Source organism: Halosimplex yunnanense, assembly GCF_054504345.1.
This window is the reverse complement of record NZ_JBTJEL010000029.1, coordinates 75,842-102,165: the sequence shown is the minus strand read 5'-3', so window position 1 is coordinate 102,165 and position 26,324 is coordinate 75,842. Positions and strand designations below refer to the sequence as shown.

Genomic DNA, 26,324 nt, shown 5'->3' with positions numbered 1-26,324 from the left:
TTGCTTCGGTAGGAAGTTTGCGTGGGTGCAGTCCCAAGGGAGTGCACCTGCACTGTCGTCCGCGCGAGCGGACTGGTAGTGCGTGGGACCGGATTTGAACCGGCGGACCCCTACGGGACAGCGCCCTCAACGCTGCGCCGTTGGCCTGGCTTGGCTACCCACGCACCGGGTCTCTGTCTGCCTGCGATTATTGGTTGTTATGGCCCCGATAAAAGCCCTTTCGTTTGCGTCCGATGATCCCGATCGTCTGTCAGGTCACAGCGACGAGAGAAAGCGGACGATTCAAATACCACCTGTCCACTACCCCCCAGCATGGCTAAGTATTCGACCGGTGGCGCCGGCTCCAGCGCCAGCGATAGTTGCGAACTCTGTGGCGCGGAGAACGTCGACCTCCAGACGGCGAGCGTCGCCGGCGCGACGCTCAGCGTCTGCTCCGAGTGCGCCCAGCACGACGAAACCTCCGGCGGTGGCTCCGACTCCGGGTCCGGCTCCCGAGACGACGGTGACCGAAAGCGCCGCGCCGCCCAGAACACGGCGCGCATGCAAGACGCCAACGCTCCGGACGCCGAGCACTGGGAGGACGGCGCCGACTACGACGACGACCAGCTCCCCTACCTCGTCAGCGACTACGGGGACGTCCTCGTGGAAGCCCGCCAGGAAGCCGGCCTCCAGACCGCAGAACTCGCCGAAGCCGTCGGGGCCGACGAGTCGGACGTCCTCGCCGTCGAACAGGGGCGTGCGACCCAGGCCAACGTCGGCGGCTCGCTCATCGGCGCCCTCGAAGCCGAACTGGACGTCGAACTCGCGGAATCTGCCTGAGCGCCCGCTCCCACAGGTCACTCCGTAGCTCGCCGGGCGTATCGCCCTCGATCCGTCACTTTCTCTCCTCCTTTCGGTACTTACCGCTCGAGTTCAGAGCAGATACTTCGCCCTCTGCGGCGACTTTCGCGCAGTGGCTCACCCGCTGGCGAACTCGCCGGGCAATTTTTGCCGGCGGTGCTCGAAGGGAGTGGCATGGAGCTTTCGGCCACGCAGGAGGCGATCCGCGACGCGGTGCGGGAGTTCGCCGCGGAGGAGGTCCGACCGGTCGCCGCCGAGGCGGACCGCGAGGAGTCGTTCCCCGAGGAGGTGTGGGACGGCCTCGCCGACCTCGACATGACGGGACTGACCGTCCCCGAGGCGTACGGCGGCTTCGACGCCGGCCGGCTGACCTACGCCGTGGTGAACGAGGAACTCGCCCACGGGTCGCTGGCGGTCGCGACGGCGCTGTCGGTCCACTGTCTCGCCACCTCGTGCATCGCCGAGTTCGGCGAGGTGTCCGTTCGCGAGGAGTGGCTCCCCGACATGGTCGACGGCCGCCCGGTCGGCGCGTTCGCGCTCTCGGAACCCGAGGCCGGGTCGAACCCCGCGGAGATGTCGACGACGGCCAGCGAGACCGACGACGGGGAGGCGTACGTCATCGACGGCGAGAAGCAGTGGATCACGAACGGCGAGCGCGCCGGCGTCGCCGTCGTCTTCGCCAAGACCGACGCCGACGACCCCGGGTCGGTGACGCAGTTCCTCGTCCCCACCGACGCCGAGGGGCTCGAGGTCGGGGAGAAAGAGGACAAGCTCGGCCTGCGGGCCAGCGACACGACGAGTCTGGTCTTCGACGGCGTCGAGGTCCCGGCACGGTATCGGCTCACCGAACCCGGTCGCGGGCTCGCGGCGGCCTTCTCGATCCTGACGGGCGGGCGGATCGGCATCGCCGCCCAGTCGGTCGGCCTGGCGCAGGCGGCGCTCGACGAGGCCGTCGCGTACGCACAGGAGCGCGAGCAGTTCGACGGGCCCATCGCCGACATCCAGTCGATCCGGCACAAGCTCGCGGACATGGAGACGAGCGTGCGCGCGGCGCGGGCACTGACGCGGCAGGCTGCCGCGGCCCAGGACCGGGGCGAGGACGCCCGGACGGCCGCGAGCGTGGCGAAGTACTTCGCCAGCGAGGCGGCGGTCGACGTGGCGGGCGAGGCCGTCCAGATCCACGGCGGCTACGGCTACACCAGCGACTTCCCCGTCGAGCGGATGTACCGCGACGCGAAGGTGACCACCATCTACGAGGGGACCAGCCAGATACAGAAGAACATCATCGCCAGAGACTTGCTCGGCGAGTAAGCGGGGGCGAAAGATCGGACAGTCGTGGAAGGCCGACCCGGTCGGGCCGAAGCGCATTTGCGGGTTCGTTGCCTACCGACTGTCGTGACGGAGTACGACGCCATCGTCTACGACCTCGACGGGACGCTCGTCCGCCTCGACGTCGACTGGGGGGCGGTTGCCGACCGCTGTGCCGCGATCTTGAGCGCGCGGGGACACGACCCCGCGGGCGCAGACATCTGGGAGATGCGGGAGCTGGCGGCCGAGCACGGACTCCTCGACCGCGTCGACGAGGCCATCGCCGAGTTCGAACGCGAGGGCGCACGCAGCGCCCGCCGACTGGCACTGGCCGACGCGCTCCCGCACTCGGTCCCCGTCGGCGTCTGTTCGCTCAACTGCGAGGCGGCCTGCCGGATCGCCCTCGAACTGCACGGGCTGGACGGTCACGTCGACGCCGTCGTCGGCCGCGACTCGCACGAACTCGTCAAGCCCGACCCGGAGCCGCTCCTGCACGCGATCGAGTCGCTCGGTGCGTCTCCCGAGCGAACGCTTTTCGTCGGCGACTCGGCGTCGGACAGGGAAGCAGCGCGGGCGGCCGGCGTCGACTTCCAGTGGGTCGAGGACAGGGTCTGAGCGGCGGCGAAGGCGTCGCGACTGTTACTGCACGCGGCGGCGCTCGTAGGCGTACATCGCGAGCGCGGTGACGATCCAGACGACGGCGCCGACGCGTACGGCGAAGAGAACGCGGTCGATCCACGTCGGCAGCGAGACGGCGAGCGAGAGGAGGGCGACGAGCGGGGCTCCGGCGATGATCGTGACCACGAAGGTGAGTTGCATCACCCGACCGTAGTCGATGCCGTCCGGGTCGGTCCGCTCGACGCGCGCTGGCACGAGAAATCCTTTCGCGGACATTCCCTTGAGTCCCATGTTTTCGCTCTGCATTGGTCGCGGAGTTTGGCGAAGACCGTGGCAGCCGCTCCGGTGTCGACCGACTGCCCTCACGCGTCGAGTGATTCGAGGAATTCCCCCACGACTCGGTTGAACTCCGCGGGCCGCTCGGCCATCGCGAGGTGAGCGGCGTCGGTGATTTCGGCGTACTCGCCGTCGGGGAGATTCGCGGCGAGATATTCGTGAGAGGCCGGTGGCGTGAGCGAGTCGTGTTCGCCGACGATGGCGAGCGCGGGCGCGCTGATTTCGTCGAGACGGTCACGTACATCGAAGGTGTGACAGGTCAGGAAGTCCCTGCGGGTGACCTGCTGGCCAGTGGCGCGAAGCTGCGACGTCGAGCGGTCGAGCGTCCGCTCGTCGGCGTCGTGGAACAGGCGGTCCTCGCCGTGCAAGAACTCGACCGCGCGCTCGAAGTCGTCTGCAAGCCACTCGCGCAGATCCTCGTGAACGGAGAGCTTCGCGCCCGTTCCAGCGAGCACTAGCGCCCGCGGGTCGAAGTCGGTCTCCAGCGCGACGTGCAGAACGACGGCGCCGCCGAGGGAGTTGCCGACGAGTACGTCCGCGTCGGTCTCCCGGGCGACGGCGATCACGTCTCGCGCGTACGCCGCGAGCGTGTCGGGACCGGGAGCGGCGTCGACGTCCTCCGAATCACCGTGGCCGCTCAGGTCTACTGCGGCCGCCGGACTGCCTGGACCGTCCGGTCCGTACTGGGCGGCCCACAGGCGGTGCGTGGCACCGCTGCCGTGGACGTAGAGGACGGAGGCGGACTGGGGCCCGTCGGACTCCCTGTCGCCGCCGGCGACCCTGTAGGCCGTCTCGCGGCCGTCGTGACGAACGTTCTCCATACAGAGGCCTCGGGAGGCCCACCCATAGTCTCTGGCCCGGCGGTCACGAGCGCGGGCGGTCCGGAGACTTATATCCCAGACCGCTGTCAGTGTGAACCGCAATTCCATCGTTACCCGATCGAAACGGGACGGGGTGGGGTGAATTAGAGAAATCTTTAAATACTTATCGCGCTAACTATGAGTTAGTATGACTGGAAAACAGCAGCTGGCTGACGACGTCGGCCTCCGTCGGTACGACTACGGTGACGAGACTGTCCTGGCGGCGGACCTCGGTCCGGGTCGGGACGCGTCCGTGGACGTACTCGACGACGCGGTCATCGTCGTCGTCGACGACCAGCAGTACGATCTGGACCTTGCTGGAGACGCGCAAGCGTTTATCCGCAACGGCGTTCTCACCATCGAGGTGAACGCATGAGACTCACTGTCAAGCCCCTGAAACAGAAGGACGCGGGTCGCGGACTCGCCGCCATCGACCGCGCGGCGATGTCCGAACTCGGTCTCGAGAACGGTGACTACATCGTCATCGAGGGGACGGACTCACGCGCGGTCGCTCGAGTCTGGCCCGGCTACCCCGAAGACGAGGGTCGCGGCGTCATCCGCATCGACGGCCGCCTCCGCCAGGAGGCCGACGTCGGCATCGACGACGCCGTCGACGTCGAGAAGGCCGACGTGAACCCGGCCACCCGGGTCAGCGTCGCGCTGCCGCAGAACCTCCGGGTTCGCGGCAACGTCGGCCCGATGATCCGCAACAACCTCAGCGGTCAGGCCGTCACCGAGGGCCAGACCGTACCCGTCAGCTTCGGACTCGGGCCGCTCTCGTCGATGAGCGGCCAGAAGATCCCGCTGAAGATCGCCGGCACCGAACCGTCCGGGACTGTCGTCGTGACGGACTCGACGGAAGTCGACGTGGCCGAGAAGCCCGCAGAACAGATCCAGGGCGGGGCCGCCCCCGCCGAGGCGGGCGGCGCGCCGGACATCACCTACGAGGACATCGGGGGTCTGGACGACGAGCTCGAACAGGTCCGCGAGATGATCGAGTTGCCGATGCGCCACCCCGAGCTGTTCGAGACGCTCGGCATCGAACCGCCGAAGGGCGTCCTGCTCCACGGCCCGCCCGGCACCGGCAAGACGCTAATGGCGAAAGCCGTCGCCAACGAGATCGACGCGTACTTCACCGACATCTCCGGGCCGGAGATCATGTCGAAGTACTACGGGGAGTCCGAAGAGCAGCTCCGCGAGATCTTCGACGAGGCCGAGGATAACTCGCCCGCCATCGTCTTCATCGACGAGATCGACTCCATCGCGCCCAAGCGCGGCGAGACGCAAGGCGACGTGGAACGCCGCGTCGTGGCCCAGCTCCTGTCGCTGATGGACGGCCTCGAATCGCGCGGCCAGGTCATCGTCATCGGCGCGACCAACCGCGTCGACGCCGTCGACCCTGCCCTGCGCCGCGGCGGTCGCTTCGACCGCGAGATCGAGATCGGCGTCCCGGACAAGAACGGTCGCAAGGAGATCCTGCAGGTCCACACCCGCGGGATGCCTCTGGTCGACGGCATCGACCTCGAGCAGTACGCCGAGAACACGCACGGCTTCGTCGGCGCGGACCTCGAATCGCTGGCCAAGGAGTCGGCGATGAACGCGCTGCGGCGCATCCGCCCCGAACTCGACCTCGAATCCGACGAGATCGACGCCGAAGTGCTCGAACACCTGGAAGTCACGGAGAACGACTTCAAGCAGGCGCTGAAGGGCATCGAGCCCTCGGCGCTGCGCGAGGTGTTCGTCGAAGTGCCCGACGTGACCTGGGACCAGGTCGGCGGGCTGGAGGACACGAAAGAGCGGCTCCGTGAGACCATCCAGTGGCCGCTGGACTACCCCGAGGTGTTCGAGCAGATGGACATGGAGGCCGCGAAGGGCGTCCTCATGTACGGCCCGCCGGGCACGGGGAAGACCCTGCTCGCGAAGGCCATCGCCAACGAGGCCCAGTCGAACTTCATCTCGATCAAGGGCCCCGAACTGCTGAACAAGTTCGTCGGCGAGTCCGAGAAGGGCGTCCGCGAGGTGTTCGAGAAGGCTCGTGCGAACGCACCCACCGTGGTGTTCTTCGACGAGATCGACTCCATCGCCGGCGAACGCGGCGGCAACACGACCGACTCCGGCGTCGGCGAGCGCGTCGTCTCCCAGCTGCTGACGGAGCTCGACGGCCTCGAAGAGCTGGAGGACGTGGTCGTCATCGCGACCACCAACCGGCCGGACCTCATCGACTCCGCGCTGCTGCGGCCGGGTCGACTCGACAGACACGTCCACGTGCCCGTTCCCGACGAGGAGGCCCGCCGGAAGATCCTCGACGTCCATACGCGGGACAAGCCGCTCGCGGACGACGTGGACCTGGACGAACTGGCCGAGCGCACCGAGGGCTACGTCGGCGCCGACATCGAGGCGGTCGCCCGCGAGGCCTCGATGGCCGCGACCCGCGAGTTCATCGCGAGCGTCGACCCCGAGGACATCGACGACTCCGTCGGCAACGTGAAGGTCACGATGGAGCACTTCGAGCACGCGCTTACCGAGGTCACCCCCAGCGTCGACGAGGAGACCAAGGAGCGCTACGAGGAGATCGAGGAGCGCTTCGGCCCCGGCGAAGCCGAGGTCGAAGAGCAGGAAGTCGGCCGTACCTTCCACTGACGCGGCCACGACCACCGCGGTATTTTTTCGCGCGCCGTCACTGACGAGCGGCACCGCCGATCGGGATACGCTGTTAGCTCCGAAGCGCAACGCCATTGACGGTCGAGTCCCGAGTTCCGGACGATGAACGTCAGGGAGCACGTCCCCGCTGTCTCCGGTCTCCTCTCGATCGCCGCGCTCGCGCTGGTGTTCGCCGCGGCGCTGCAGGCGATCCCACCGGCGCTCCTCCCGCGTGCGCCGGACGCCGTCCTGCACGCCATCCCGCACGTCAACGCCGTCGTCAGCGCGACGGCGATCGGAACCATCCTCGTCGGCTGGCGGGCGATCCGCCGCGGGAACGTCGCCAGACACCGGGCGGCGATGCTCGCGACGACGACCCTCTTCGCCGCCTTCCTGACGGCGTACCTCTACCGCGTCGCGCTGGAGGGGCCGACCAAGTTCTCCGGGCCGCCGCTCGTCGAGAACGTGGTTTACCCCGCCGTGCTGGGAATCCACGTCCTCCTCGCCATCGTCTGCGTCCCGCTGGTCATCTACGTCCTGCTGCTCGCGGTGACCCACACGGTCCAACAACTCCGGGAGACTCCCCACCAGCGTGTCGGCCGCGTCGCGGCCGCGCTGTGGCTGATCTCCTTCGCGCTCGGCGTCGTCGTCTACCTCATGCTCTACGTATTGTTCTGAGCGACCCCCGTCACTCGGGCCGTGACTGCTCGGCTCGTACGGGCCCCGCCAGCGCATCCGGGCCGTCCGCGAGCGCAGCGAGGACCCATTCGACGGTCCGGTCCCGCGAACTGGAGGTGAAGAATTCGTGCCCGCCGTCGTAGAGGACGGTCCGTTCGGCCGTAGCGCGTTCGCCGATGGCGTCGACACCGACGACGGAGTCGGAGAGCGAGCAGAACACGACGCTGTCCTCGCGGAAAGGCGGCAGCCGCTCTTGCGCCTCGGCGACCGTCCGCAGGAACGCCGGCGCGATGCGGTCCGGGCCGTCGGCGAGTTGTGCCTCCGTCGCGAGGTCGCCGAGCGCGTCGGAATCCATCGAGACGGGAATCACGGGCCGCTCGATGGGTAACGAGACGAGCAGCCGCTGGAGGGGGCCCGACTCCCCGGCCATCCCCCACCAGGGGCTCAGGTAGACCCGCGGCGCCTCCGAGTCGAGGTGGGCGGCGACGAGTCCCCCGGTACTGTGCGAGAGGACCCTGTCCGGATCGGTCGCGTCGTGGCGGCGCTGGGTCGGCCGGACGTACTGGGCCGCGAAGTCGTCGCCGTGGTCGGGGATCGTCCCGACGTCGACCGTGTACCCCGCTTCGACCAACTCGTCGACCAGCCAGCGGACGTTCTCGTGATGGGGTCGGTTTCCCCACCCGAGAATGAAGAGGACGCGCTCGTCGCCGTCGCCGAACTCCGTGAACTCCATGTGCGAGGGGTGTGGCCGGAATCCTCAAAAGTCCGTGGCCCTCCTCAGTCGCCGCTCTCGTCGTCCTCTCCGGGCCGGCAGGCCAGTTCGCCGGCCGCGACGAGCGCCTCGAAGGCGTTGTCCTCGGCGTCGAGCGGGAAGTCCACGCGGCCGCGCTTGCGGGCGGACTCGTAGGCGCCGAAGATGATCTCGGCGGTCTTGAGCCCGTTCCGGGCGCCGAGTTCGGATTCGCGGTCCTCGCGCAGTGCGGCGAGCACCTCGGCGGCCGCGCGGTCGATGTACTCGCTGCCGTAGCGGTCGCCGTCGGTGGGCGTCCCGTGAAGCGTCTCGCCGTCCACGTCGATCGCTTCCCACTCGGCGTCCCCGGCGCGACGGATCTCCAGCATGTTTCCGGTCTCGCTGTCGATGCGGATCTCGCCGTCGGTGCCGCGGAGGACGTGCGCGGCGTCGGCGAAGTCGCTCCCCGGTCCTCCGGAGATGACGCCCTGCACGCCGGTCTCGTACTCCCAGAGCGCCCACGCCTGGTTCTCCTGGTGCATGCCGAAGCGGACGTCCTCCTCGCGGTAGTCGATCTGGGCGATGACCCACTCCGGATGGGGATCGCCGGCGAACATGCCGGTCAGGTCGATGGTGTGCGCGCCCGTGTCGTAGAGGTCGCTCCACGTCGTCTCGACGCGCTGCAGGTCGCCGATCTCGCCGTCGTCGACGAGCCGCTTCGCCTCGCTGAAGGGCTTCCCGAAGCGGCGCTGGCGGTTGAAGGTCAGCTGCACGTCCCGCCGCCAGCAGGCCTGTGCCATCCGCTGGGCCGACCCCCAGTTGTGAGCCATCGGCTTCTCGGCGTGGATCGCCGAAACCACGCCGCTGCGCGCGCAGTCGACGACGACGTCCTCGTGGATCTGCGGCGGCACCGCGACGGTGACGATATCGGGTTCGACCGCTTCGATCATCGCCTCGTAGTCCTCGAAGACGCGCTCGTCGGGCAGATCGAAGGTCCGGGCGAACGCCTCCCCGTTCTCGGGGACGATGTCGGCGCAGGCGACGACTTCGCAGTCGGGCTGGCTCTCGAACGACTCGGCGTGGCGGTACCCCATCGCGAACCCCTCGACGGTGGGGTTCTCGGGGTCCGGGCCGGTTCCGACGACTGCGACGGTTTCGGGCATTGATCACCAGTGTCATACCACGCCGCTAAGCCTCTTTCGGTCGATTTCACGACGCTCAGCCTACGTGTAGTGGCGTAGTGACTGATCCCGGTTCCCGGAGTTATCACTTGGAAATCGAGTCTCATCGATCTGAATACCCGTCGTACCAGACGAGTTCAATAAGATATATCACTGACTTCTCACCAACGTTACAACAGCTGAGCTATCGACATGCCTACGATAACTGTCGACGGATCCGAATTTGAGTACGAGAGACAGGCAAAGAACAGATCGGAGAGCGTCTTCGAGGCCAAAGTCGTTTGCGAGTCCCGAACGGGTGAGCGCTCGATCAGGACTTTCGAGATCGACGTCAAGGCCCGCGACGACCTGACGGCTTCCCGACTCGAGACCGTACTCGAGGAGTGGAAGCGGACCCACCCGACGCTGACGGTCCAACAGGTCGTCGTCGAAGAGACCAAACGCTGTGGGTTCGGCCGCCGAGTCGGCGAGAGCGACGAAGAGGCGACCGCGGAAGCGTCCTCGGACGGGAACGGGACCCGCACGGAGCCGCTGTATCGCGGCGGCGGGCGCTCGGTGCCCCGCTCGCCAATTGGCTTCGGCGACGTGCCGGTCGAGCGCGGCGAGGAGGTCACCTTCCACGTCGCCGGCCCCGACTCCTCGGTCTACGGCACCAGCACCGGCACGGTCACCGGCGTCAAGACCGGGACGGAAGACTACAACGTCCTCATCATCGAGACGGACTCCGGGACCAAGCGCGTCCGCGAGGACTGGATCGTCGACGAGAGCGACGACGGATCCGACGAAGAATAGCCGAACAAAGGAGGTGGGACCGCTGACGTGAGGTTACAGCGAGCGGCACTGACCGCTTTCTGTGGGTGATCGTGGTACTATAGAGCGACTGCGTCGGGGATAGCCTATCGAGTTCGTAAGCGGATGCGGACTTCCAGCATCCGGCGCCGCAGGCGCCGGTTCGCCGCTCGTGCGAAGCGCGAGCGGCCTTTTTCACCCATGTTTTTGGCTCGGGGGTTCCCGCAGCGGCCTTCGGCCGCGAGGAAACCCCGAGCGAAAAAGATGGTAACTAGATGGTTTAGTAGGACCGTTCCTTCGGCTCGTACTCTTTCTCGCCTTCGAGGAGCACGGGCTTGTAGTAGAGGCGCGGGTTGCCGTCGTTCCAGGCGAGCATGGTGTGTTTGAGCCAGTTCTCGTCGTCGCGGAACTGGTACTGCTCGCGCCAGTGGGCGCCGCGGAACTCCTCGCGGGCGAGGGCCCCGACCGTGATGGCTTCGGCGACGTCGATGATGTTGCGGGTCTCCATCGTGTGCATCAGGTCGGTGTTGTAGGTGCGCGAGGGGTCCGACGCGGCGACGTGCTGGTAGCGCTCGCGGGCCTCGCGGATGTCCTCGAGGGCGTCCTTGAGGTTCTCCTCGCGGCGGAAGACGTTGACGTTGGCCGTCATCGTCTCCTGGATGTCGTCGCGGACGTGGGCGTGGTTGATGCCGTCCTCTTCGAGGAGCCGCTCGATGCGCTCGCGCTGGCGCTCGACCTCCGCTTCGACGACCGACTGGGCGTCGACTGCTGCGCCGTCCGCCGCGACGTGCTCGTCGGTCGATCCGACGGCGCCGACGTCGACGCCTTCGGGAATCTCGCCGGCCTCGCTCTCGGCGCTCGGGCCGGTCGAGATCTCGGCTTCTTTCATGTCGCCGCCGGCAGCGTGCTTGCCGGCGCGGGCGCCGAACACGAGGAGTTCGGGCAAGGCGTTGCCGCCGAGGCGGTTCCCGCCGTGCAGGGAGACGCAGGCCGTCTCGCCCGCGGCGTAGAGGCCGTCGATGCAGGTGTGGCCGTTCTCGTTGACCTCGACGCCGCCCATCTGGTAGTGCTGGCCGGGCTTGACGGGCATCGGCTCGTCGAGGCCGTCGACGCCCTCGAAGTCCTCCGCGAGGTGGAGGATGTTCTCGAGGCGGTCGATGATGCGCTCCTCGCCGAGGTGGCGCATGTCGAGGTGGACGTACTCGTCCTCGATGCCGCGGCCCGCGTTGACCTCCGTGAGTTCGGCGCGGGAGACCACGTCGCGGGAGGCGAGTTCGCCCTCGTTGTTCGCGTAGCCGTACTCGAACATGAACCGCTCCTCGTCGTCGTTGTAGAGGATACCGCCCTCGCCGCGGACACCCTCGGAGATGAGGACGCCCGTCGAGGGGAGCGTGGTGGGGTGGAACTGGACGAACTCCATGTCCTCCAGCGGGACGCCGGCGCGGTAGGCCATCGCGTACCCGTCGCCGGTGTTGGCGACCGCGTTGGTGGTGTGGTCGAAGACCTGACCGGGGCCGCCGGTGGCGAGGATGACGCCGTTGGTGGCGCGGTAGCCCTCGATCTCGCCACTGGCGATGTCGTAGGCGACGACGCCGTGACACTCGCGGTCCTCGACGTCGTCGTGGTCGGTGACCGCCAGATCGAGGACCTGCTGTTCCTCGTAGACGGTGATGCCCCGCTTGACGACCTGCTCGTACATCGTGTGCAGCAGGTGGTGGCCGGTCTCGGCACCCGCGTAAGTGGTCCGGGGGTGGCTGAGGCCGCCGAACGGCCGCTGGGAGACGGTGCCGTCTTCCTCGCGCGAGAAGGGCATGCCCCAGTGTTCGAGCTGGATGACCTCCTCGGGCGCGTCCTGTGCGAAGGTCTCGACCGCGGGGGCGTCCCCGAGGTAGTCCGACCCCTTCATCGTGTCGTAAGCGTGCAGCTCCCAGGAGTCCTCGGGGTGGAGCGCGGCGTTGATGCCGCCCTCCGCCGCGCCCGTGTGCGAGCGGACGGGGTGGAGCTTCGTGACCATCGCCACGTCCGCCCCTTCCTCGTGAGCCGCGATCGCTGCTCGCAGGCCGGCGCCGCCGGCGCCGACGACGAGTACGTCGTGTTCGTGCATGGTTACCAGAATTTGAGGTTGGACTTGACTGCTTCGCGTTTCAGTTCCTGGATGTGCTCGGTGAGCGGGATGTCTTTCGGGCAGACCTCGGTACAGGAGAACTGGGTCTGGCAGCGCCAGACGCCGTGTTCCTGCTCGATGATCTCCAGTCGGTCCTCCTTCTGGATCTCGCCTTCCCGCTCGTCCATCGCGAACCGGTAGGCCTTGTTGATGGCCGCCGGGCCGAGGTACTGGTTGTCGCCCGCGGCGATGTTACACGAGGACATACAGGCGCCACACCAGATACACCGCGTGGACATCTTGACTTTCTCGCGGTTCTCCGGCGTCTGGCGCTGCTCTTCGAGTTCGCCGTCGGGCAACTCGTCGGGCTGGAAGTACGGCTCGACGGCCTCCATCTGGTCGTAGAAGTGCTCCATGTCCACGACGAGGTCCTTGACCACGTCTTGGTGGGGGAGCGGCTCGACGCGCACCGGGTCCTCCAGGTCGGCCATCTGGGTCTGACAGCCCAGGCGCTGCTGGCCGTTGATGAACAGCGCGTCCGAACCGCAGACCGCCTGTCGGCAGGAGTGGCGGAACGTGAGCGAGGAGTCGTAGTGGTCCCGGGCGTAGATGAGCGCGTCGAGGACGGTCATCCCCTTGAAGAAGGGGACGGAGAAGTCGTCGAAGCGGGGCTCCTCCTTGCCCTCGACTTCGGGGTCGTAGCGGAACACCTTGATCTGGACGGTGTTGTCAGCGTCCCGGACTTCCTCGAGAGCCTGTTCCTCGCGCTCTCGGGCCTCGGCGCGCGCCCGTTTCTCCGAGAGCCGGCACTCCTGATGGGGCTGTTCGGTCTCGGCCGCCTCGGCCTCGGTCTCTTCCTCCGTCTGGTCTTGCTCGATTTGCGTGCTCATAGTAGGTTAGTCATCGCGAGCGCCACGCGGGTTCCCTGAACGATCAGTGCTAAACTCGCCAGCGCCAAAACGGCCCCGACTGCCTTCTTGCGGGTGCCGGTCAGTCCCTGGTTGATCAGGGCGTTGTAGACGCCGTTGACGCCGTGGAAGGTCGCGGTGACGAGGAACAGCCACATCGTCGCGAAGTAGCCGACCTGACTCATCCGCGCCTGGGTGCCGGCGAAGGTGATCTCCGCGGCGTGGTTGACGAAGTGCAGCAGGAAGAAGTGGAACGCGAGGACGCCGATCAGGAAGACCGCGGTCAGCCGCTGGAGAAGCCACTTCGTGCCGCCGCGCTCGAACGAGGAGTAGTGTTGTGCCATGAATTACACCCCCGAGAGGAACGTCGGCACGCTCGCGACGACGATGGCGGCCGTCACGACGAGCGACGCGTAGAAGCTCTTGTCCTGGTTCTCCAGCCCGAACCCGAGGTCGACGAACAGCAGCCGCACGCCGTTGAGGATGTGGAACACGGCCACCGACAGCAGGCCGACCTCCATCACGCGGACGACGAGCAGTTCCTCGAGTCCCTGGAGCGTGTTCGTGTACACGGTCGGGTCGTTAGCGGTCGCCGTGCTCAACACGGCAATGTGCGTAAAGAGGTAGCCGATGAGCACCCAGCCGGTGAACTTGTGGAAGATCCAGGCCCACATGCCCGGCTGGAACTCCCGCCACCGGCCGAAGTCCTCGACCGCTCCGCGGTCGTACGTCTCGCTCATACACCGGGCGCAAAGGCGGCGGGGGGTATAGTAGTTTCTACACCGGCCCGTTTCGGCCGCCGAACACGTTCACAGGCGTCCACGACCGGCCGGTTTCAGTCGGTATTTCCGTATTTTTCGGGAGCTATCACGACCGACGTGAAATCGGAATGTCACACGTCCGTCGGCGCGCCGACCGTCCCCGCTCGCCCGCGGGGAACCGACTGCCGTCGGCCTCCTCCACGGGCGGCGAATCGGGCTCACTCTTCGGCGACGGATTCGGGCGTCGGGTCCCGTGCTACTCCGGTCCCGCCGTTGCGTTCGATAGCGGCGAGGGTCTTCCCGTCGAGTTTGAGGAGGTGACACAGCGGGTTGCCCGGGTAGACCACCGGATTCTCGAGGATGCCGACGAGGAGCCCGGTAAAGGGCGCCTCGACGGTCATCCGCTCGGTCTTGAAGGGATTCGCGATGGTACAGATCGTCTCGCCCTCGCGGACGACGGCGCCGCGGGCGGCGTGCATGTCGACGAGACCCCCGGCGTCGGCGCGGAGCCACGTCTTCTCGCTCGACCCCTCGACGACGGTGCGCCAGCCGGGCCAGCGAACCTGCTCGGTCGGCAGGAGTTCGAACTCCGCGAGGACGCTCTCGACCCCGACCAGCGCGCGGTCGATGAACTCCCGCTGGAAGCGGTGGGCCTCGCCCATCTCGACTGTGATCGTCGACGTGCCGCGCTCGCTGGCTTCCCGACGGAGCGTCCCCTCGGCGCCGGTTCCGTCGATGATGACGTTCGCCGCGAACGCCTTCGCGACGCGCTCGACGGATGGATCCTCCGTGTCGGCTCGCACGTGGAGCATGTTCGTCCGCCCGCGGGTGGAGGTGTGGAGGTCGATGCCGAAGTCGCAGGGTTCGATGAAGTTGTCGAAGATGCGCCGGGCCATCCGCTTGGCGCTGGTCGAGCCCTCCTTGCCCGGGAACGACCGGTTGAGGTCGCGGTCGTACACGGGGAGGTACCGCTCCTGTGCGATGAATCCCGGAACGTTCAGTACGGGTAGACAGATGAGCGTCCCGCGGAGGTCCGAGAGGTCCCACTCGTGGGCGACCTCGCGGACCACCTCGACGCCGTTGAGTTCGTCGCCGTGGGCGGCGGCGCTGAGAAACGCCGTCGGTCCCGGCTGCTCGCCGACGACGATGGTGACGGGGATCCGCACCGGATCGCCGAGGTACGTCTCGCTGACGGAGTAGCGCACGTTGGCTCGTCCACCCGGGTCGACCCGACCGCCGTCGTAGGTGAACGGCTCGGCCTCGTCCATGTCTGCCACTACGGCCGGGGAGTGAAACGTGTGGCGGCCCGAGTCGACCGGTCGATAACCGGACACGACCATCCTGTCACCTCCGTTCGCCGTCAGATCACGGCGAAGAACCCGAGAGGGCGACCGTTAGGTCTATCGGCGGTCCACGAGTTGTATCGGGTATGTCGACTTCTGACTCGGTTTCGGTCGGGGTGTTGAGTCTCCACAACAGCAAGGAGACGAAAGCGATTCTCAACGCGGTCGAGGCGCTGGGCCACGACCCCGAGTGGCTCCGCCGGGAGAACACGACGGTCCGCATCGAGGACGACGAGGTGACCCTCGAACCCGACGTCGACGTCATCGCGAACCGCCTGCTGCTTTCGAAGTCGGGGGAACCCTGCGAGGAACTCGGGCTCGCGAACACGCTCGAACAGCTCGTCCCGGTCCTCAACGAGCCCGCGAAGACGCTCACGTCGATGCACAAAGTCGCCTCCGCAGTGGCGCTGACCGACGCGGACGTGCAGGTCCCCGACGCGCTCCTCGCACTATCGACGGACCGGCTGAACGCCGAGCGCGAGTCCTTCGGCGAGGAGGCCGTCTTCAAGACCGCCATCGGAACGAACGGCGGCGGCACCTGGAAGGTCGGGGCCGGTGACCAGGTGAACGCCCGCGTCGGCGACCGCTACGCGTTCCTCCAGAAGCTGCTCGACCGCGGTGAGGGGCCGACCCGCGATCTGCGCGTCTACGTCGTCGACGGCGAGGTAATCGGGTCGATGTTCCGCTACGCCCCCGAGAACGAGTGGCGGACCAACGTCGCGCTCGGTGGCTCCGTCGAGGACGCCGCGGGCGACGTGCCCGCCGAGGTCATCGAGACGGCCGAACAGGCCATCGACGCCGTCGGCCTCGACTACGCCGGCGTCGACCTCATGGAGGGCGCCGACGGCTGGTACGTCCTCGAGGTCAACCCGACGGCGGGGTTCAAGGGCCTGTTCGAGGCCACCGGGAAGAGCCCGGCGCCGTACATCGCGCGACTCGCCATCGAGCGCGCCGGGGGAAGCGTCGACGACGAGCGGGTCGATGAACTGGCGAACGTGCTGGACGACTCGGTGCCGGCGTGCAAGCCGGCGCCGGTCGCCAGCCGCCCGAAAGAGGAGGTCACCATCGGCTACACCGAAGAGGTCCAGATCATCGGGACGAGCGGGTCCGAGTCCGTCGTCGCCAAGTCCGACACGGGCGCCGCGCGGACGAGCATCGACACGCAGTTGGCGGCTAACATCGGCGCCGGCCCCATCAAGTCCATCACGAAGGTCCGCTCGGGCTCCTCGAAGAACTCCAAGAGCCGGCCGCTCGTGGACGTCGTCGTCGGCGTCGGCGGTACCCGCCACACCGTCACCGCGAGCGTCGAGGACCGCAGCCACATGAACTACCCCGTCATCCTCGGCCGGGACATCCTCGGCGACTATCAGGTCGACGTGAGCCGGCAGGCGGATCGGGAGTCTGACGCCGAAGTCGAAGCCGAGGAGTAACGAGAGCGAACGCGGGCCCTCTCGCCGCCCCGCGATCGCTATCTTTTCACCGATCTGACCGCTTGTCGGCCACATGGCGAACGAACTCGGTCCCCTCGCCAGACGGATATCCGCGCCGTACTACGACGACGCCCTCCCCGCCCACGACAGCTTCCACGCCAGACGCGTCCGGGACCTGTCGCTCCGGTTGGCCGACGAGCTGGAGCAGTCGGTCGACCGCGACGTCCTCGCCGCGGCGGCGTGGCTGCACGACATCGGCCGCCCGCTCGAACGAACGGGCGAGATCGACGATCACGACCGCTGGGGCGCCACGACCGCGGCGGAGCGGCTCGTGGCCGAAGGGGTGGCGGCCGAGACGGTCGACGCCGTCGAGCGGTGTATCAGGACGCACAGCATCCGGGCCTCCTCGCCGGAGCCCGAGACGCCCGAGGCGAAGTTGCTCTTCGACGCGGACAAGCTGGACGCCGCTGGTGCTCGCGGGGTCGTGCGGCTGGCCTGTATCGTGGGGGAACGTTCGGGACGAAGCGGTGACGCCTACGCCGTGATCGACGACGCCTCTGCCTACGACGGCGACGAGCCGGACCGCCCCGACGTCGAACTCCTCCGCGAGTGGGCCGAAGAGCGACTGGACGCGCTGTACACCGAGCCCGGACGCCGGCTCGGCGCCTCCCGGCGTGAGTTCATGGACGACTTCTTCGCACAGTTCCGCCGCGAGATCGGCGTCGAGGGTGAGCGGTAAACTGCTCCTCGGTCACAGCCCGGATATCGGTCGGGACAGCCCGTCGGAGGGCCGATCAGTCCCCGTCGGGCTCGCCCTCGTCGACGATCTCCTTGGCGAGCGCGACAGCCGCAGCGACCCGTTCGTCGGCCACCTCGTCGCCGGTCGTCTCGACTTCTCCGAGCAGGTCGCGGACGTGGCCGACTCGGTCGCGGACAGTATCGCTCGGTCCACCGGTCGAGGCGAGCTCGCTCGCGTCTCCGGCGACCGCTTGCGCCTCGCCGATCCAGCGGCTCGCGGCGCGCTGGACGGGCCGCTCTTCGGTCGCTTCCAGTTCGGCGTGCAGTCGCTCGACGCGCTCGGCGAGTTCGTCGTCGCTATCGTCAGTCACGTCACAAAATAGTCGGGGCGGCCCCTTGGAACTGGGGCCCGGAGGCGAGGGTCATCGCGTCGCTCCGTCAGGCCATCGCGGGCTGGTCGGCGGCTTCGAGCAGTTCCTGGTAGCGATTGCGGATGGTCACCTCGGAGATGTCGGCGACCTCGCTGACCTCGGCCTGCGTGACCTTCTCGTTGCACAGCAGCGGCGCTGCGTAGACCGCGGCGGCGGCGAGGCCGACCGGGCTCTTGCCGACGTGGACCTGCGCGTCCTTCGCGGTGTCGAGCAGTTCGCGGGCGCGGCGCTCGGCCTCCTCGGAGATGTCGAGATCCGAGGCGAAGCGGCCGACGTAGCTCTCGGGGTCGGCCGGTTCGATCTCCAGACCGAGTTCGCGGACGACGTAGCGGTAGGTCCGCTTGAACTCCATCTCGTCGATCCGGCTGACCGCGACCACCTCGTCGATGCTGCGCGGCGTGCCGGCCTGTCGAGCGGCGCCGTAGACCGCACTCGACGCGACGCCCTCGATGGAGCGACCCGGGAGCAGGTCCTCGTCGAGCGCGCGGCGGTAGATGACCGAGGCGGTCTCGCGGACGTTCTCGGGCAGACCGAGCGCGCTTCCCATTCGCTCGATCTCGCCGAGGGCCTGCTTGAGGTTGCGCTCTTTCGAGTCACGGGTGCGGAAGCGCTCGTTCCAGGTGCGCAGGCGCTGCATCTTCTGGCGCTGATTCGAGTTCAGCGAGTTCCCGTAGGCGTCCTCGTCCTGCCAGCCGATGTTCGTCGAGAGCCCCTTGTCGTGCATCATATTGGTCGTCGGCGCGCCGACGCGGGACTTCTCGTCTTTCTCCGACGGGTTGAACGCTCGCCACTCCGGCCCGGGGTCGATCTCGTCTTCTTCGACCACGAGGCCGCAGTCCTCGCAGACCGTCTCACCGCGGGTGTCGTCGGTGACGAGCGAGCCGCCGCACTCCGGACAGACCTGCTGCTCGGTCGACGCCTCCGCGGACTGCTCGGACTCCGCCTCGGTTCGCGTCTCCGGGGTCGATACGCGAGTTTCCGTCTCACCGGTTGAGATGCGTGTGTCTGTCATGATAGTATCACCTGCGCGGACGCAGGACGGGAGGGCGGGGGCTACCGGCGGGATAACCGAAAAATCCGGGAACCGCTCCACCTAACCCGTAGTTAGGGCGAAAGGTATTTAAAACTTTCGCAGGCTTTAATGCTGGCAGTGTTCTGAACAGCCGGTTCGAAGCGCTGTCGGCGACTCTCCGCGTCGCTCAGACAAACCTATCTAGCCTGCTTTCAGGACCGGCCGACCTCGGTCTCGCCGTCCTCGTAGTGGTTCCAGAGATACAGCGAGGCGTACGAGCGGTATGGCCGCCAGCGCTCGGCGGCGTCGACCATCTCGCCGCGAGTCAGCTCCTCGTCGAACAGCAGTTCCATCCCCTTGCGAATCCCCAGGTCGCCGACCGGGAAGACGTCCTCCCGCGCGAGCCCGAACATGAGGAACATGTTCGCCGTCCACGGTCCGATCCCGTGGATCGCCGTGAGCTCCTCCCTGACTTCGTCGTCGCTCATCTCGGCGAACGCCTTCCGATCCCAGCCGTTGTCGACGAACGCCTGTGCAGCCGTCTTGACGTAGTCGGCCTTCGCCTCCGAGAGCCCCGCGTCGAGCAGAACCTCGGGGTCGGCGCCGAGCATGCCCTCCGGCGTGACCTCGACGGCCTCGAACAGCCGCTCCTGGATCGCCGCCGCAGACGCCATCGACACCTGCTGGCGGAGCAAGGAGATCACCAGCCGCTCGTAGAGGTCCTCTGCCGGTTCGAGCTCGAGCCGCCCGTGTTCGGTGACGAGCGGGCCGATGATCACGTCCTCGGCGAGCGCCTCGATGGGATCCGCTGTCATCGCCGGAAGGATCGGAGACGGGCGCGGAAGGCCGTTTCGGACCGTACCAGCCGTCGCTCACACTTGTCGAGTGACGACACGGTCTCGGCAGGAGATCAGCCCGTCAGTCGGCTCGACCGGCCGTCCCGCAGCACGCCGGCGGATCGGCGGGCGTCGCCGTCTCTTCCTCGCCGTCCCGGTCAGTTTCGATGGCGTCCGCCGGTGCGTCCTCGGACTGGCCGCCTCGCGTCTCCTCGCCCGTCGATTCGGTGTCGGCCGTTTCGCCACCTTCGCCGTCCTCGTCGACGATTTTTGCCGGGTTCCCGACGACGGTCGCGCCCGGCGGCACGTCCTCGACGACGACGGCCCCCGCGCCGACCGTCGCGCCGTCGCCGATGATGATGTCGCCCACGAGCGTCGACTGCGCGCCGAGCGTCACGCCGTCGCCGACGGTCGGGTGGCGCTTGACCGGTTGCGGGTCGTCGCCGCCCAGCGTCACCCCGTGATACATCGCCACGTCGTCGCCGACCTCCGCCGTCTCGCCGATCACGACGCCCATCCCGTGGTCGACGAAGACCCGCCGGCCCAGTTCGGCGCCCGGGTGGATCTCCACGCCGGTGAAAAAGCGGGCGACCTGGGAGACGAGTCGCGCCGTGAAGTGAAGTTCGCGCGTCCAGAGCCAGTGGGCCAGCCGGTAGGCCCAGACGGCGTGCAGTCCGGCGTAGAGAAACACCTCGGCGGTGCTCTTTGCGGCCGGGTCGGTGTCACGGGCTGTGCGAACGTCCTCGCGGAGTCTGTCGAACATGATGTGTGGGTGTGAGCGATGTGAGTCGAACGAGCGATACGAACGAAAAGAGCGGGCGCTCAACAACAGCGACGCCGAACACTGTTCGGCTGGTCGGGAGCCGTGCGACCGGACGAGCGCGAGCGCCCGTTGTGCATGTCTCTTCCTCGATTTCCCAGTGGCTTAAATCGTGCGACACTCTCCCGGAGCCGTTCTAGCAGTGGGTTTCTGTTTCAGTGGTATTGAACTGCTCGCGACCAGCTCGCTAGCTGAAGCGGTTGCTGCACTCGACAGTGAGCGTTGAAAACAATCGGCGGGATCGCTAGCAGTGGGTGTTCCCGCAGGAACTGCTGTGAGTTGAAAGCCCTCGGCGCGCTCGCGGTCGCTGTCTCCGAAAATCAGAGATTTTCGGGATCGGGCGAGAGCACAGCTCTCGCAGACCTCGCGAATTTCCGATTCGCTCAGTGACGAGAGAGCGAAGCTCTCTCGAACCGCGCGGATAGTGCCCGCGCAGACGACTGCATAAACGCGAGCACGCCTCGCCCTTTCAGTCCACCAGGAACAGCACCGACCCGCACAGCACCGCAACGGCCCACAGGCCTCCCCAGCCGATTCGCTCCCTGCGGTCGCTCATCCCTCGCACGACTATTTCGAGCGGCCCGCCAAGCGGCGGGCACGCTCGACAGCGCGCGCCGGAATCCTGTCGAACCGGGCGCGGAACTACATTGGAAACCGGCGGGCTTAATCGGTTCAAATCCCTAGCGCGGGCGATGACAGACGCCGGAGCAGCGGGTGACGCCGAGGCCGTCGGCGGGTCGAGCGGTGGCGCCGACGACGGCGACCCGGGGGCGTTCGCCGCGCTGGGCTCGGAGGTTCGCGCGGCGCTCTCCGAACGGGGGTTCACGACGCCCACGGAGCCACAGCGCAAGGCGATCCCGCCGCTGGTCGACGGCGAGAACGTCCTCGTCGTCGCGCCGACGGGGACCGGCAAGACCGAGACGGCGATGCTCCCGGTCTTCGACGCGCTCGAAGGGACCGACGACTTCGGCATCGGTGCGCTCTACATCACGCCGCTGCGAGCGCTCAACCGCGACATGCGCGAGCGGCTGGAGTGGTGGGGCGACCGGCTGGACCTGGACGTGCAGGTCCGCCACGGCGACACGACCGACTACCAGCGCCAGAAGCAGGCCAACGACCCGCCGGACGTGCTCGTCACGACGCCCGAGACGCTGCAAGCGATGCTCACGGGATCGAAGCTACGGACCGCGCTGGCCGACGTCGACCACGTCGTCGTCGACGAGGTCCACGAACTGGCGGTGTCGAAGCGCGGCGCACAGATGACCGTCGGGCTGGAGCGTTTGCTCGAACTCGCCGACGACTTCCAGCGGATCGGCCTCTCGGCGACGGTCGGGGACCCCGACGAGGTCGGCCAGTTCCTGACCGGCGACAGAGGGTGTGAGATCGTCGAGATCGACGTGGGGAGCCGCCTCGACGTGCGCGTCCGCTCGCCGCAGGTCACCGACGAGGACGAACGGCTCGGCGGCGAACTGATGACCGATCCCGACTTCGCGAGTCACGTCCGGTACATCCGGGATCTGGTGGAGGAGTACGACTCCACCCTCGTCTTCGTCAACACTCGGCAACTCGCGGAGGCGCTGGGCTCGCGGTTCAAGGAACTCGACGCGAATATCGGCGTCCACCACGGCTCGCTGGCCAAGGAATCGCGGATCGAGGTCGAAGACGAGTTCAAGGCGGGCGAACTCGACGGGCTGCTCTGTACGTCGTCGATGGAACTCGGTATCGACGTGGGCCACGTCGACCACGTGATCCAGTACAACAGCCCGCGGCAGGTGACGCGACTCCTCCAGCGCGTCGGCCGGGCGGGCCACCGCCGTGATCTGGTCTCGCGCGGCACCATCGTCACCTCACACCCCGACGACACGCTCGAAGCGCTCGCCATCGCGCGGAAGGCCCGCGCCGGCGAGGTCGAGTCGGCCCAGATCCACGACGGCAGCCTCGACACCGTCGCCAACCAGATCGCCGGGCTCGTCATGGACTTCGGGGACATTCGGGCGATGCGGGCCTACGATATCATGACGCGAGCGTACCCGTTCCGCGACCTGTCCGAGCGGGAGTTCAAATCCGTCGTCCGGGAGCTCGCGGGCAACAAGGTCGTCTGGTTGGAAGAGGACACCGACGAGCTCCAGAAGCGTCGGGGGACGTGGCAGTACTTCTACCACAACCTCTCGATGATCCCCGACGAGGCGACCTACAGCGTTCAGGACGTTGCCAGCGGCCGCGACGTGGGGACGCTCGACGAGCAGTTCGTCGTGAACTTCGCCACCCCCGGCGAGGTGTTCATCCAGCGCGGCGAGATGTGGCGCATCACCGAGATCGACGAGGAGGAGGAGACCGTCACCGTCTCGCCCGTCGAGGACCCCGGCGGCGAGGTGCCGTCGTGGACCGGCCAGGAGATCCCCGTCCCCTACGCCGTCGCGCAGGAAGTCGGCGAGATGCGCGGGATCGCCGGGCGACAGCTCCAGTCGGGCGCGCCGGTCGAGTCGGTCGCCCGGGAGTTCACCAGCCGCTACGACGGCGACGCCGACACGATCGCCGGCGGTCTCGAACAGGTCGCGAATCACGAACACGCGATCCCGACCGACCGCGACCTCCTCGTGGAGTTCCGCGGCCGGGAACTCGTCGTCAACGCCGCGTTCGGCCACAAGATAAACGAGACGCTCGGTCGCCTGCTGTCGGCACTGCTCGGCCAGCGTACCGGGTCGTCGGTCGGGATGGAGATCGACCCATACCGGATCGAGCTGGAGGTCCCGCGGAACGTGTCGGCGACCGACGTGCTGGAAGTGCTCGAAGAGACCGACCCCGATCACCTGCCGGAACTCATCGAGTTGAGCCTGAAGAACGCCGACTCGCTGAAGTTCAAGGTCGCGCAGGTCGCGACGAAGTTCGGCGCGCTCAAGCGCTGGCGCGGTCGCGGGAGCAGCAACCGCTTCGGCCGCGACCGGCTCATGGACGCGCTGGAAGGGACGCCGGTCTACGACGAGGCGGTCCGCGAGATGCTCCACGAGGAACTCGACGTGGCGGGGGCCGCAGACATCCTCGAACGGGTCCAGTCCGGCGACCTCTCGGTCGAACTCCTCGGCGAGCGGACGCCCATCGGCCTCGGCGGGCGCAGCGCCGGGCAGGAACTGCTCTCGCCGGACCACGCCGACGCGAGCGTCATCCAGACCGTCCGCGAGCGCATCCAGAACGACCGGATGATACTCTTTTGCCTGCACTGCCAGGACTGGGAGCGCAAGAAGCCGGTCAAGCGGATCCGCGACCAGCCGGAGTGTCCCGAGTGCGGGTCGACCCGCATCGCCGCGCTGAATCCGTGGGCCGACGAGGTCGTCTCGGCGGTGAAGGCGGCGGAGAAAGACGACGAGCAGGAGAAGATGACCGAGCGCGCCTACACGTCGGCGAGCCTCGTCCAGACCCACGGCAAGCAGGCGATCGTCGCGCTCGCCGCCCGCGGCGTCGGCCCGCGCAACGCGGCGCGGATCATCAACAAGCTCCGCGAAGACGAAGACGAGTTCTACCGGGACATCCTCCGCCGCGAGCGCGAGTACGCCCGGACGCGGAGCTTCTGGGACTGACTCGGACGGCCTCGGCGGTCGTCCGACTGCCGACCGACAGCGCGGGCTTGCCGGCCGCGGATTTATCTTCGCCCGTCCCGGAGGGTGTGTGCTCGAATGACAAGCTACTCGGTCGAACTCCTGGACGGCGCAGAACGCGGGATCCGTGTGTCCTGCGACGAACACGACGAGTCGACGGAGTTCCCGCCCGACCGACGCAGCGGGAGCTTCTACTGCGAACGGTGCGGCCGAGAACTCGAAATCGGCCTCCACACCGAAGACTGGCGGGATCTGGGTGAGATGTGCTGATCTACAGCCACTCGGTGACGGCGACGGCGCCGAGCGCCGGACGGAGCGGCGAAACTACCGGAAAGACTGTGGACGACCGCCCCCTTTTTGCGACCCGGTGGCTAACACGCGTGACAGTCTAACCCGTGAGCACAGATCAGGCGATAGATTCTGAGTACATACGCCAGCATCGAGAGGATATCGAGCATCCGCTGTGGCAGCTGTTCATGCAGTTCGGGGAGGGGAACCGCCGGTGGTTCGTCGTGGGGGTTCTGGCGAGCATCGGTTCTCGCTTTCTCTCCTTGGTCCCGCCCGTCCTCCTCGGCGTGGCCATCGACGCGCTGTTCCACGACAGCGCCCCCTTCACGCTCCCGTTCGTCCCCACCGCGTGGCTCCCGAAGACCGAGATGGAGCAGTTCTGGTTCGCCATCGTCGCCATGGGGGTCGCGATGGTCGGGCAAGCGGTCCTGATCTTCGTCAGGGCGTCGTCGCTGAACCTCTTCTCTCACCGCGTGAAACACGAGGCCCGGACCGCCACGTATCAGCAGATGCAGCGCCTCGACATGGACTTCTTCAACGAGGTGCAGACGGGCGAACTCATCTCCATCCTCTCGAACGACACCAACCGGCTGGAGCAGTTCCTCGACTCGATGATGGGCGAGCTGATCCAGCTCATCGTGCTGATGGGCGGGACCGCCGTCATCCTCCTCTGGCTCAACCCCCAGCTCGCGGCGGTGACGCTGCTGGTGATCCCGCTGTCTGCCGTGTTCACCCTCTGGTACATGCGCCTCGCCGAGGAGCGCTACGCGGACATCCGCGAGTCCGTCGGCGACCTCAACAGCCGGCTGGAGAACAACCTCGGCGGCATTCAGGTGATCAAGTCCTCGAACACCGAGGAGTACGAGGACCAGCGCGTCGAGGACCACTCCTATCGGTACTTCAAACTCGACTGGCTGGCGCTCCGGCTCTCCTTCGTTTATCGACCGGGCCTGCGCGTGCTCACGTCGCTGTCCTTCATCGCGACGTTCATCGTCGGCGGTATCTGGCTCCTCCAGGGGCCACCGGGACCGATAACCAACGACTTCACCCTCTTCGGTCGCAACTACGGGGAGCTCACCGCCGGGACCCTCGTCACCTTCCTTCTGCTCACCCAGCGGCTGGTCAACCCGCTCGCGCAGATGGGCAACATCATCGAGCGCTACGAGGACGCCAAGGCCTCGACCAAGCGCATCCTCGGCCTGATGAGCCTGCCCGTCCGGATCCAGGACAAGCCCGACGCTGTCGCCCTCGAAGACGTCGAGGGCCACGTCGAGTACGACGACGTGACCTTCGCCTACGACGGGGACGAGACCGTCCTCGAAGACATCGACATCGACGTCGAACCCGGCGAGACCGTCGGCCTCGTCGGCCCGACCGGCGCCGGGAAGACCACCATCGTCAAGCTCCTGCTGCGCCTCTACGACGTGAACGAGGGGGCTGTCCGCGTCGACGACCACGACGTGCGCGACGTGACGCTGGCCAGTCTGCGGGGGTCGATGGGCTACGTCGGCCAGGACAACTTCCTGTTCGACGGCACCATCGCGGAGAACGTCAAGTACGGGCAGTTCGACGCGGGCCGCGAGCAGGTCGTCGAGGCGTGCAAGCGCGCCGAGGCCCACGAGTTCATCCAGAATCTCCCCGAGGGCTACGACACCGACATCGGCGAGCGCGGCGTCAAGCTCTCGGGCGGCCAGCGCCAGCGCGTCGCCGTCGCGCGGACCATCCTCCAGTCGCCGGCGATCATGATCTTCGACGAGGCGACCTCGGCGGTCGACACCGAGACGGAGATGCTCATCCAGCGCTCCATCGACGAGCTGGCCGCCGACCGGACGACGTTCATCATCGCTCACCGCCTCTCGACGGTCCGCGACGCGGACAAGATCCTCGTCCTCGAGCAGGGGAAGATCGTCGAGCGCGGCTCCCACGAAGACCTCCTCGACGAAGACGGCCTCTACGCCAACCTCTGGCGGGTACAGGCCGGCGAGATCGAGGAACTCCCCGACGACTTCGTCGAGCAGGCGAGCGAACGGGTCGCTCAGCAGGCGCTCGACGCGGCGGAAGACGACTGAAAAGGGCGGAA

The 26,324-nt window shown here is 67.4% G+C and carries 24 protein-coding genes, 1 tRNA gene and 1 pseudogene; 12 read left to right on the top strand and 14 right to left on the bottom strand.

The window, feature by feature from the left end; genetic code table 11:
- Nucleotides 1–79: 79 nt before the first annotated feature.
- Nucleotides 80–164: transfer RNA gene (locus tag AB2U09_RS03990), tRNA-Leu, on the bottom strand.
- Nucleotides 165–312: 148 nt separating this feature from the next.
- On the opposite strand from AB2U09_RS03990, the gene AB2U09_RS03985 reads away from it, so the two are divergent.
- The 3 genes from AB2U09_RS03985 (at nucleotide 313) to AB2U09_RS03975 (ending at nucleotide 2,763) form a co-directional block, all read left to right on the top strand.
- Nucleotides 313–819 carry a transcriptional regulator gene (locus AB2U09_RS03985; RefSeq protein WP_459191395.1) on the top strand — a complete coding sequence of 169 codons (507 nt, stop codon included), beginning with the start codon at nucleotides 313–315 and terminating at the stop codon, nucleotides 817–819.
- A gap of 195 nt (nucleotides 820–1,014) precedes the next feature.
- Entirely contained in the window at nucleotides 1,015–2,151 is a 1,137-nt protein-coding gene (locus tag AB2U09_RS03980) for an acyl-CoA dehydrogenase family protein (RefSeq protein WP_459191394.1), read from the top strand.
- 84 nt (nucleotides 2,152–2,235) lie between these two features.
- Nucleotides 2,236–2,763, top strand: a complete 528-nt coding sequence (locus AB2U09_RS03975) for an HAD family hydrolase (protein WP_459191393.1) — start codon at nucleotides 2,236–2,238, stop codon at nucleotides 2,761–2,763.
- Nucleotides 2,764–2,787: 24 nt separating this feature from the next.
- Here AB2U09_RS03975 and AB2U09_RS03970 read toward each other — a convergent pair whose 3' ends face one another.
- Both AB2U09_RS03970 and AB2U09_RS03965 read right to left on the bottom strand, forming a co-directional pair.
- Nucleotides 2,788–3,057: a DUF5822 domain-containing protein gene (locus AB2U09_RS03970; RefSeq protein ID WP_459191392.1), complete on the bottom strand. Its 270-nt coding sequence runs from the start codon at nucleotides 3,055–3,057 to the stop codon at nucleotides 2,788–2,790.
- Between the two features lie 71 nt (nucleotides 3,058–3,128).
- Entirely contained in the window at nucleotides 3,129–3,923 is a 795-nt protein-coding gene (locus AB2U09_RS03965; protein WP_459191391.1) for an alpha/beta fold hydrolase, read from the bottom strand.
- Between the two features lie 187 nt (nucleotides 3,924–4,110).
- Here AB2U09_RS03965 and AB2U09_RS03960 point away from each other — a divergent pair, with 187 nt between their 5' ends.
- From AB2U09_RS03960 to AB2U09_RS03950, 3 genes are all read left to right on the top strand, one after another.
- Nucleotides 4,111–4,338 carry a DUF7127 family protein gene (locus AB2U09_RS03960; protein ID WP_459191390.1) on the top strand — a complete coding sequence of 76 codons (228 nt, stop codon included), beginning with the start codon at nucleotides 4,111–4,113 and terminating at the stop codon, nucleotides 4,336–4,338.
- The gene (locus AB2U09_RS03955) at nucleotides 4,335–6,602 is read left to right on the top strand and encodes a CDC48 family AAA ATPase (RefSeq protein ID WP_459191389.1); all 2,268 of its coding nucleotides are present in this window, start codon (nucleotides 4,335–4,337) and stop codon (nucleotides 6,600–6,602) included. Before AB2U09_RS03960 ends, AB2U09_RS03955 begins: the two co-directional genes overlap by 4 nt.
- A gap of 123 nt (nucleotides 6,603–6,725) precedes the next feature.
- The gene (locus AB2U09_RS03950; protein WP_459191388.1) at nucleotides 6,726–7,280 is read left to right on the top strand and encodes a DUF420 domain-containing protein; all 555 of its coding nucleotides are present in this window, start codon (nucleotides 6,726–6,728) and stop codon (nucleotides 7,278–7,280) included.
- A gap of 10 nt (nucleotides 7,281–7,290) precedes the next feature.
- On the opposite strand, the gene AB2U09_RS03945 is transcribed toward AB2U09_RS03950, so the two are convergent.
- Together AB2U09_RS03945 and AB2U09_RS03940 are read right to left on the bottom strand one after the other, a co-directional pair.
- Nucleotides 7,291–8,013 carry an alpha/beta hydrolase gene (locus AB2U09_RS03945; RefSeq protein WP_459191387.1) on the bottom strand — a complete coding sequence of 241 codons (723 nt, stop codon included), beginning with the start codon at nucleotides 8,011–8,013 and terminating at the stop codon, nucleotides 7,291–7,293.
- Between the two features lie 44 nt (nucleotides 8,014–8,057).
- Nucleotides 8,058–9,173, bottom strand: a complete 1,116-nt coding sequence (locus tag AB2U09_RS03940) for a Gfo/Idh/MocA family protein (RefSeq protein ID WP_459191386.1) — start codon at nucleotides 9,171–9,173, stop codon at nucleotides 8,058–8,060.
- A 210-nt stretch (nucleotides 9,174–9,383) separates the two neighbouring features.
- Here AB2U09_RS03940 and AB2U09_RS03935 point away from each other — a divergent pair, with 210 nt between their 5' ends.
- Entirely contained in the window at nucleotides 9,384–9,983 is a 600-nt protein-coding gene (locus tag AB2U09_RS03935; protein ID WP_459191385.1) for a hypothetical protein, read from the top strand.
- Between the two features lie 277 nt (nucleotides 9,984–10,260).
- Here AB2U09_RS03935 and AB2U09_RS03930 read toward each other — a convergent pair whose 3' ends face one another.
- The 5 genes from AB2U09_RS03930 to AB2U09_RS03910 all read right to left on the bottom strand — a co-directional run bounded on the left by AB2U09_RS03930 (nucleotide 10,261) and on the right by AB2U09_RS03910 (nucleotide 15,021).
- On the bottom strand, nucleotides 10,261–12,084 hold the full coding sequence (locus AB2U09_RS03930) for an FAD-binding protein (RefSeq protein WP_459191384.1): 1,824 nt from the start codon (nucleotides 12,082–12,084) through the stop codon (nucleotides 10,261–10,263).
- Between the two features lie 2 nt (nucleotides 12,085–12,086).
- Nucleotides 12,087–12,974: a succinate dehydrogenase/fumarate reductase iron-sulfur subunit gene (locus tag AB2U09_RS03925; protein ID WP_459191383.1), complete on the bottom strand. Its 888-nt coding sequence runs from the start codon at nucleotides 12,972–12,974 to the stop codon at nucleotides 12,087–12,089.
- Entirely contained in the window at nucleotides 12,971–13,336 is a 366-nt protein-coding gene (locus tag AB2U09_RS03920; protein ID WP_459191382.1) for a succinate dehydrogenase hydrophobic membrane anchor subunit, read from the bottom strand. The genes AB2U09_RS03925 and AB2U09_RS03920 overlap by 4 nt, the downstream gene beginning before the upstream one ends.
- A 3-nt stretch (nucleotides 13,337–13,339) precedes the next feature.
- Nucleotides 13,340–13,732: a succinate dehydrogenase, cytochrome b556 subunit gene (sdhC, locus tag AB2U09_RS03915; RefSeq protein ID WP_459191381.1), complete on the bottom strand. Its 393-nt coding sequence runs from the start codon at nucleotides 13,730–13,732 to the stop codon at nucleotides 13,340–13,342.
- A 239-nt stretch (nucleotides 13,733–13,971) separates the two neighbouring features.
- Nucleotides 13,972–15,021: a succinylglutamate desuccinylase/aspartoacylase family protein gene (locus AB2U09_RS03910; protein ID WP_459191380.1), complete on the bottom strand. Its 1,050-nt coding sequence runs from the start codon at nucleotides 15,019–15,021 to the stop codon at nucleotides 13,972–13,974.
- Between the two features lie 161 nt (nucleotides 15,022–15,182).
- On the opposite strand from AB2U09_RS03910, the gene AB2U09_RS03905 reads away from it, so the two are divergent.
- Both AB2U09_RS03905 and AB2U09_RS03900 read left to right on the top strand, forming a co-directional pair.
- Nucleotides 15,183–16,526 (top strand): putative ATP-dependent zinc protease, encoded by a 1,344-nt coding sequence (locus AB2U09_RS03905; protein ID WP_459191379.1) that lies wholly within the window; start codon nucleotides 15,183–15,185, stop codon nucleotides 16,524–16,526.
- 73 nt (nucleotides 16,527–16,599) lie between these two features.
- Complete coding sequence (locus AB2U09_RS03900; protein ID WP_459191378.1) at nucleotides 16,600–17,265, top strand: HD domain-containing protein; 666 nt, start codon at nucleotides 16,600–16,602, stop codon at nucleotides 17,263–17,265.
- Between the two features lie 55 nt (nucleotides 17,266–17,320).
- On the opposite strand, the gene AB2U09_RS03895 is transcribed toward AB2U09_RS03900, so the two are convergent.
- The 4 genes and pseudogenes from AB2U09_RS03895 to cysE form a co-directional block, all read right to left on the bottom strand.
- A complete protein-coding gene (locus AB2U09_RS03895) occupies nucleotides 17,321–17,635 on the bottom strand; it encodes a DUF8152 family protein (protein WP_459191377.1) in 315 nt (104 codons plus the stop codon).
- Between the two features lie 67 nt (nucleotides 17,636–17,702).
- The gene (locus AB2U09_RS03890; RefSeq protein WP_459191376.1) at nucleotides 17,703–18,707 is read right to left on the bottom strand and encodes a transcription initiation factor IIB; all 1,005 of its coding nucleotides are present in this window, start codon (nucleotides 18,705–18,707) and stop codon (nucleotides 17,703–17,705) included.
- A 212-nt stretch (nucleotides 18,708–18,919) separates the two neighbouring features.
- Nucleotides 18,920–19,522, bottom strand: a complete 603-nt coding sequence (locus AB2U09_RS03885) for a DNA-3-methyladenine glycosylase family protein (RefSeq protein WP_459191375.1) — start codon at nucleotides 19,520–19,522, stop codon at nucleotides 18,920–18,922.
- Between the two features lie 250 nt (nucleotides 19,523–19,772).
- A pseudogene (gene cysE / locus AB2U09_RS03880) lies at nucleotides 19,773–20,306 on the bottom strand (serine O-acetyltransferase); the annotation flags it as partial.
- A 749-nt stretch (nucleotides 20,307–21,055) separates the two neighbouring features.
- On the opposite strand from cysE, the gene AB2U09_RS03875 reads away from it, so the two are divergent.
- From AB2U09_RS03875 to AB2U09_RS03865, 3 genes are all read left to right on the top strand, one after another.
- Entirely contained in the window at nucleotides 21,056–23,938 is a 2,883-nt protein-coding gene (locus AB2U09_RS03875; RefSeq protein WP_459191374.1) for a DEAD/DEAH box helicase, read from the top strand.
- A 96-nt stretch (nucleotides 23,939–24,034) separates the two neighbouring features.
- Nucleotides 24,035–24,226, top strand: a complete 192-nt coding sequence (locus AB2U09_RS03870) for a hypothetical protein (RefSeq protein WP_459191373.1) — start codon at nucleotides 24,035–24,037, stop codon at nucleotides 24,224–24,226.
- 125 nt (nucleotides 24,227–24,351) lie between these two features.
- Complete coding sequence (locus AB2U09_RS03865) at nucleotides 24,352–26,313, top strand: ABC transporter ATP-binding protein (protein WP_459191372.1); 1,962 nt, start codon at nucleotides 24,352–24,354, stop codon at nucleotides 26,311–26,313.
- Nucleotides 26,314–26,324 lie beyond the last annotated feature (11 nt).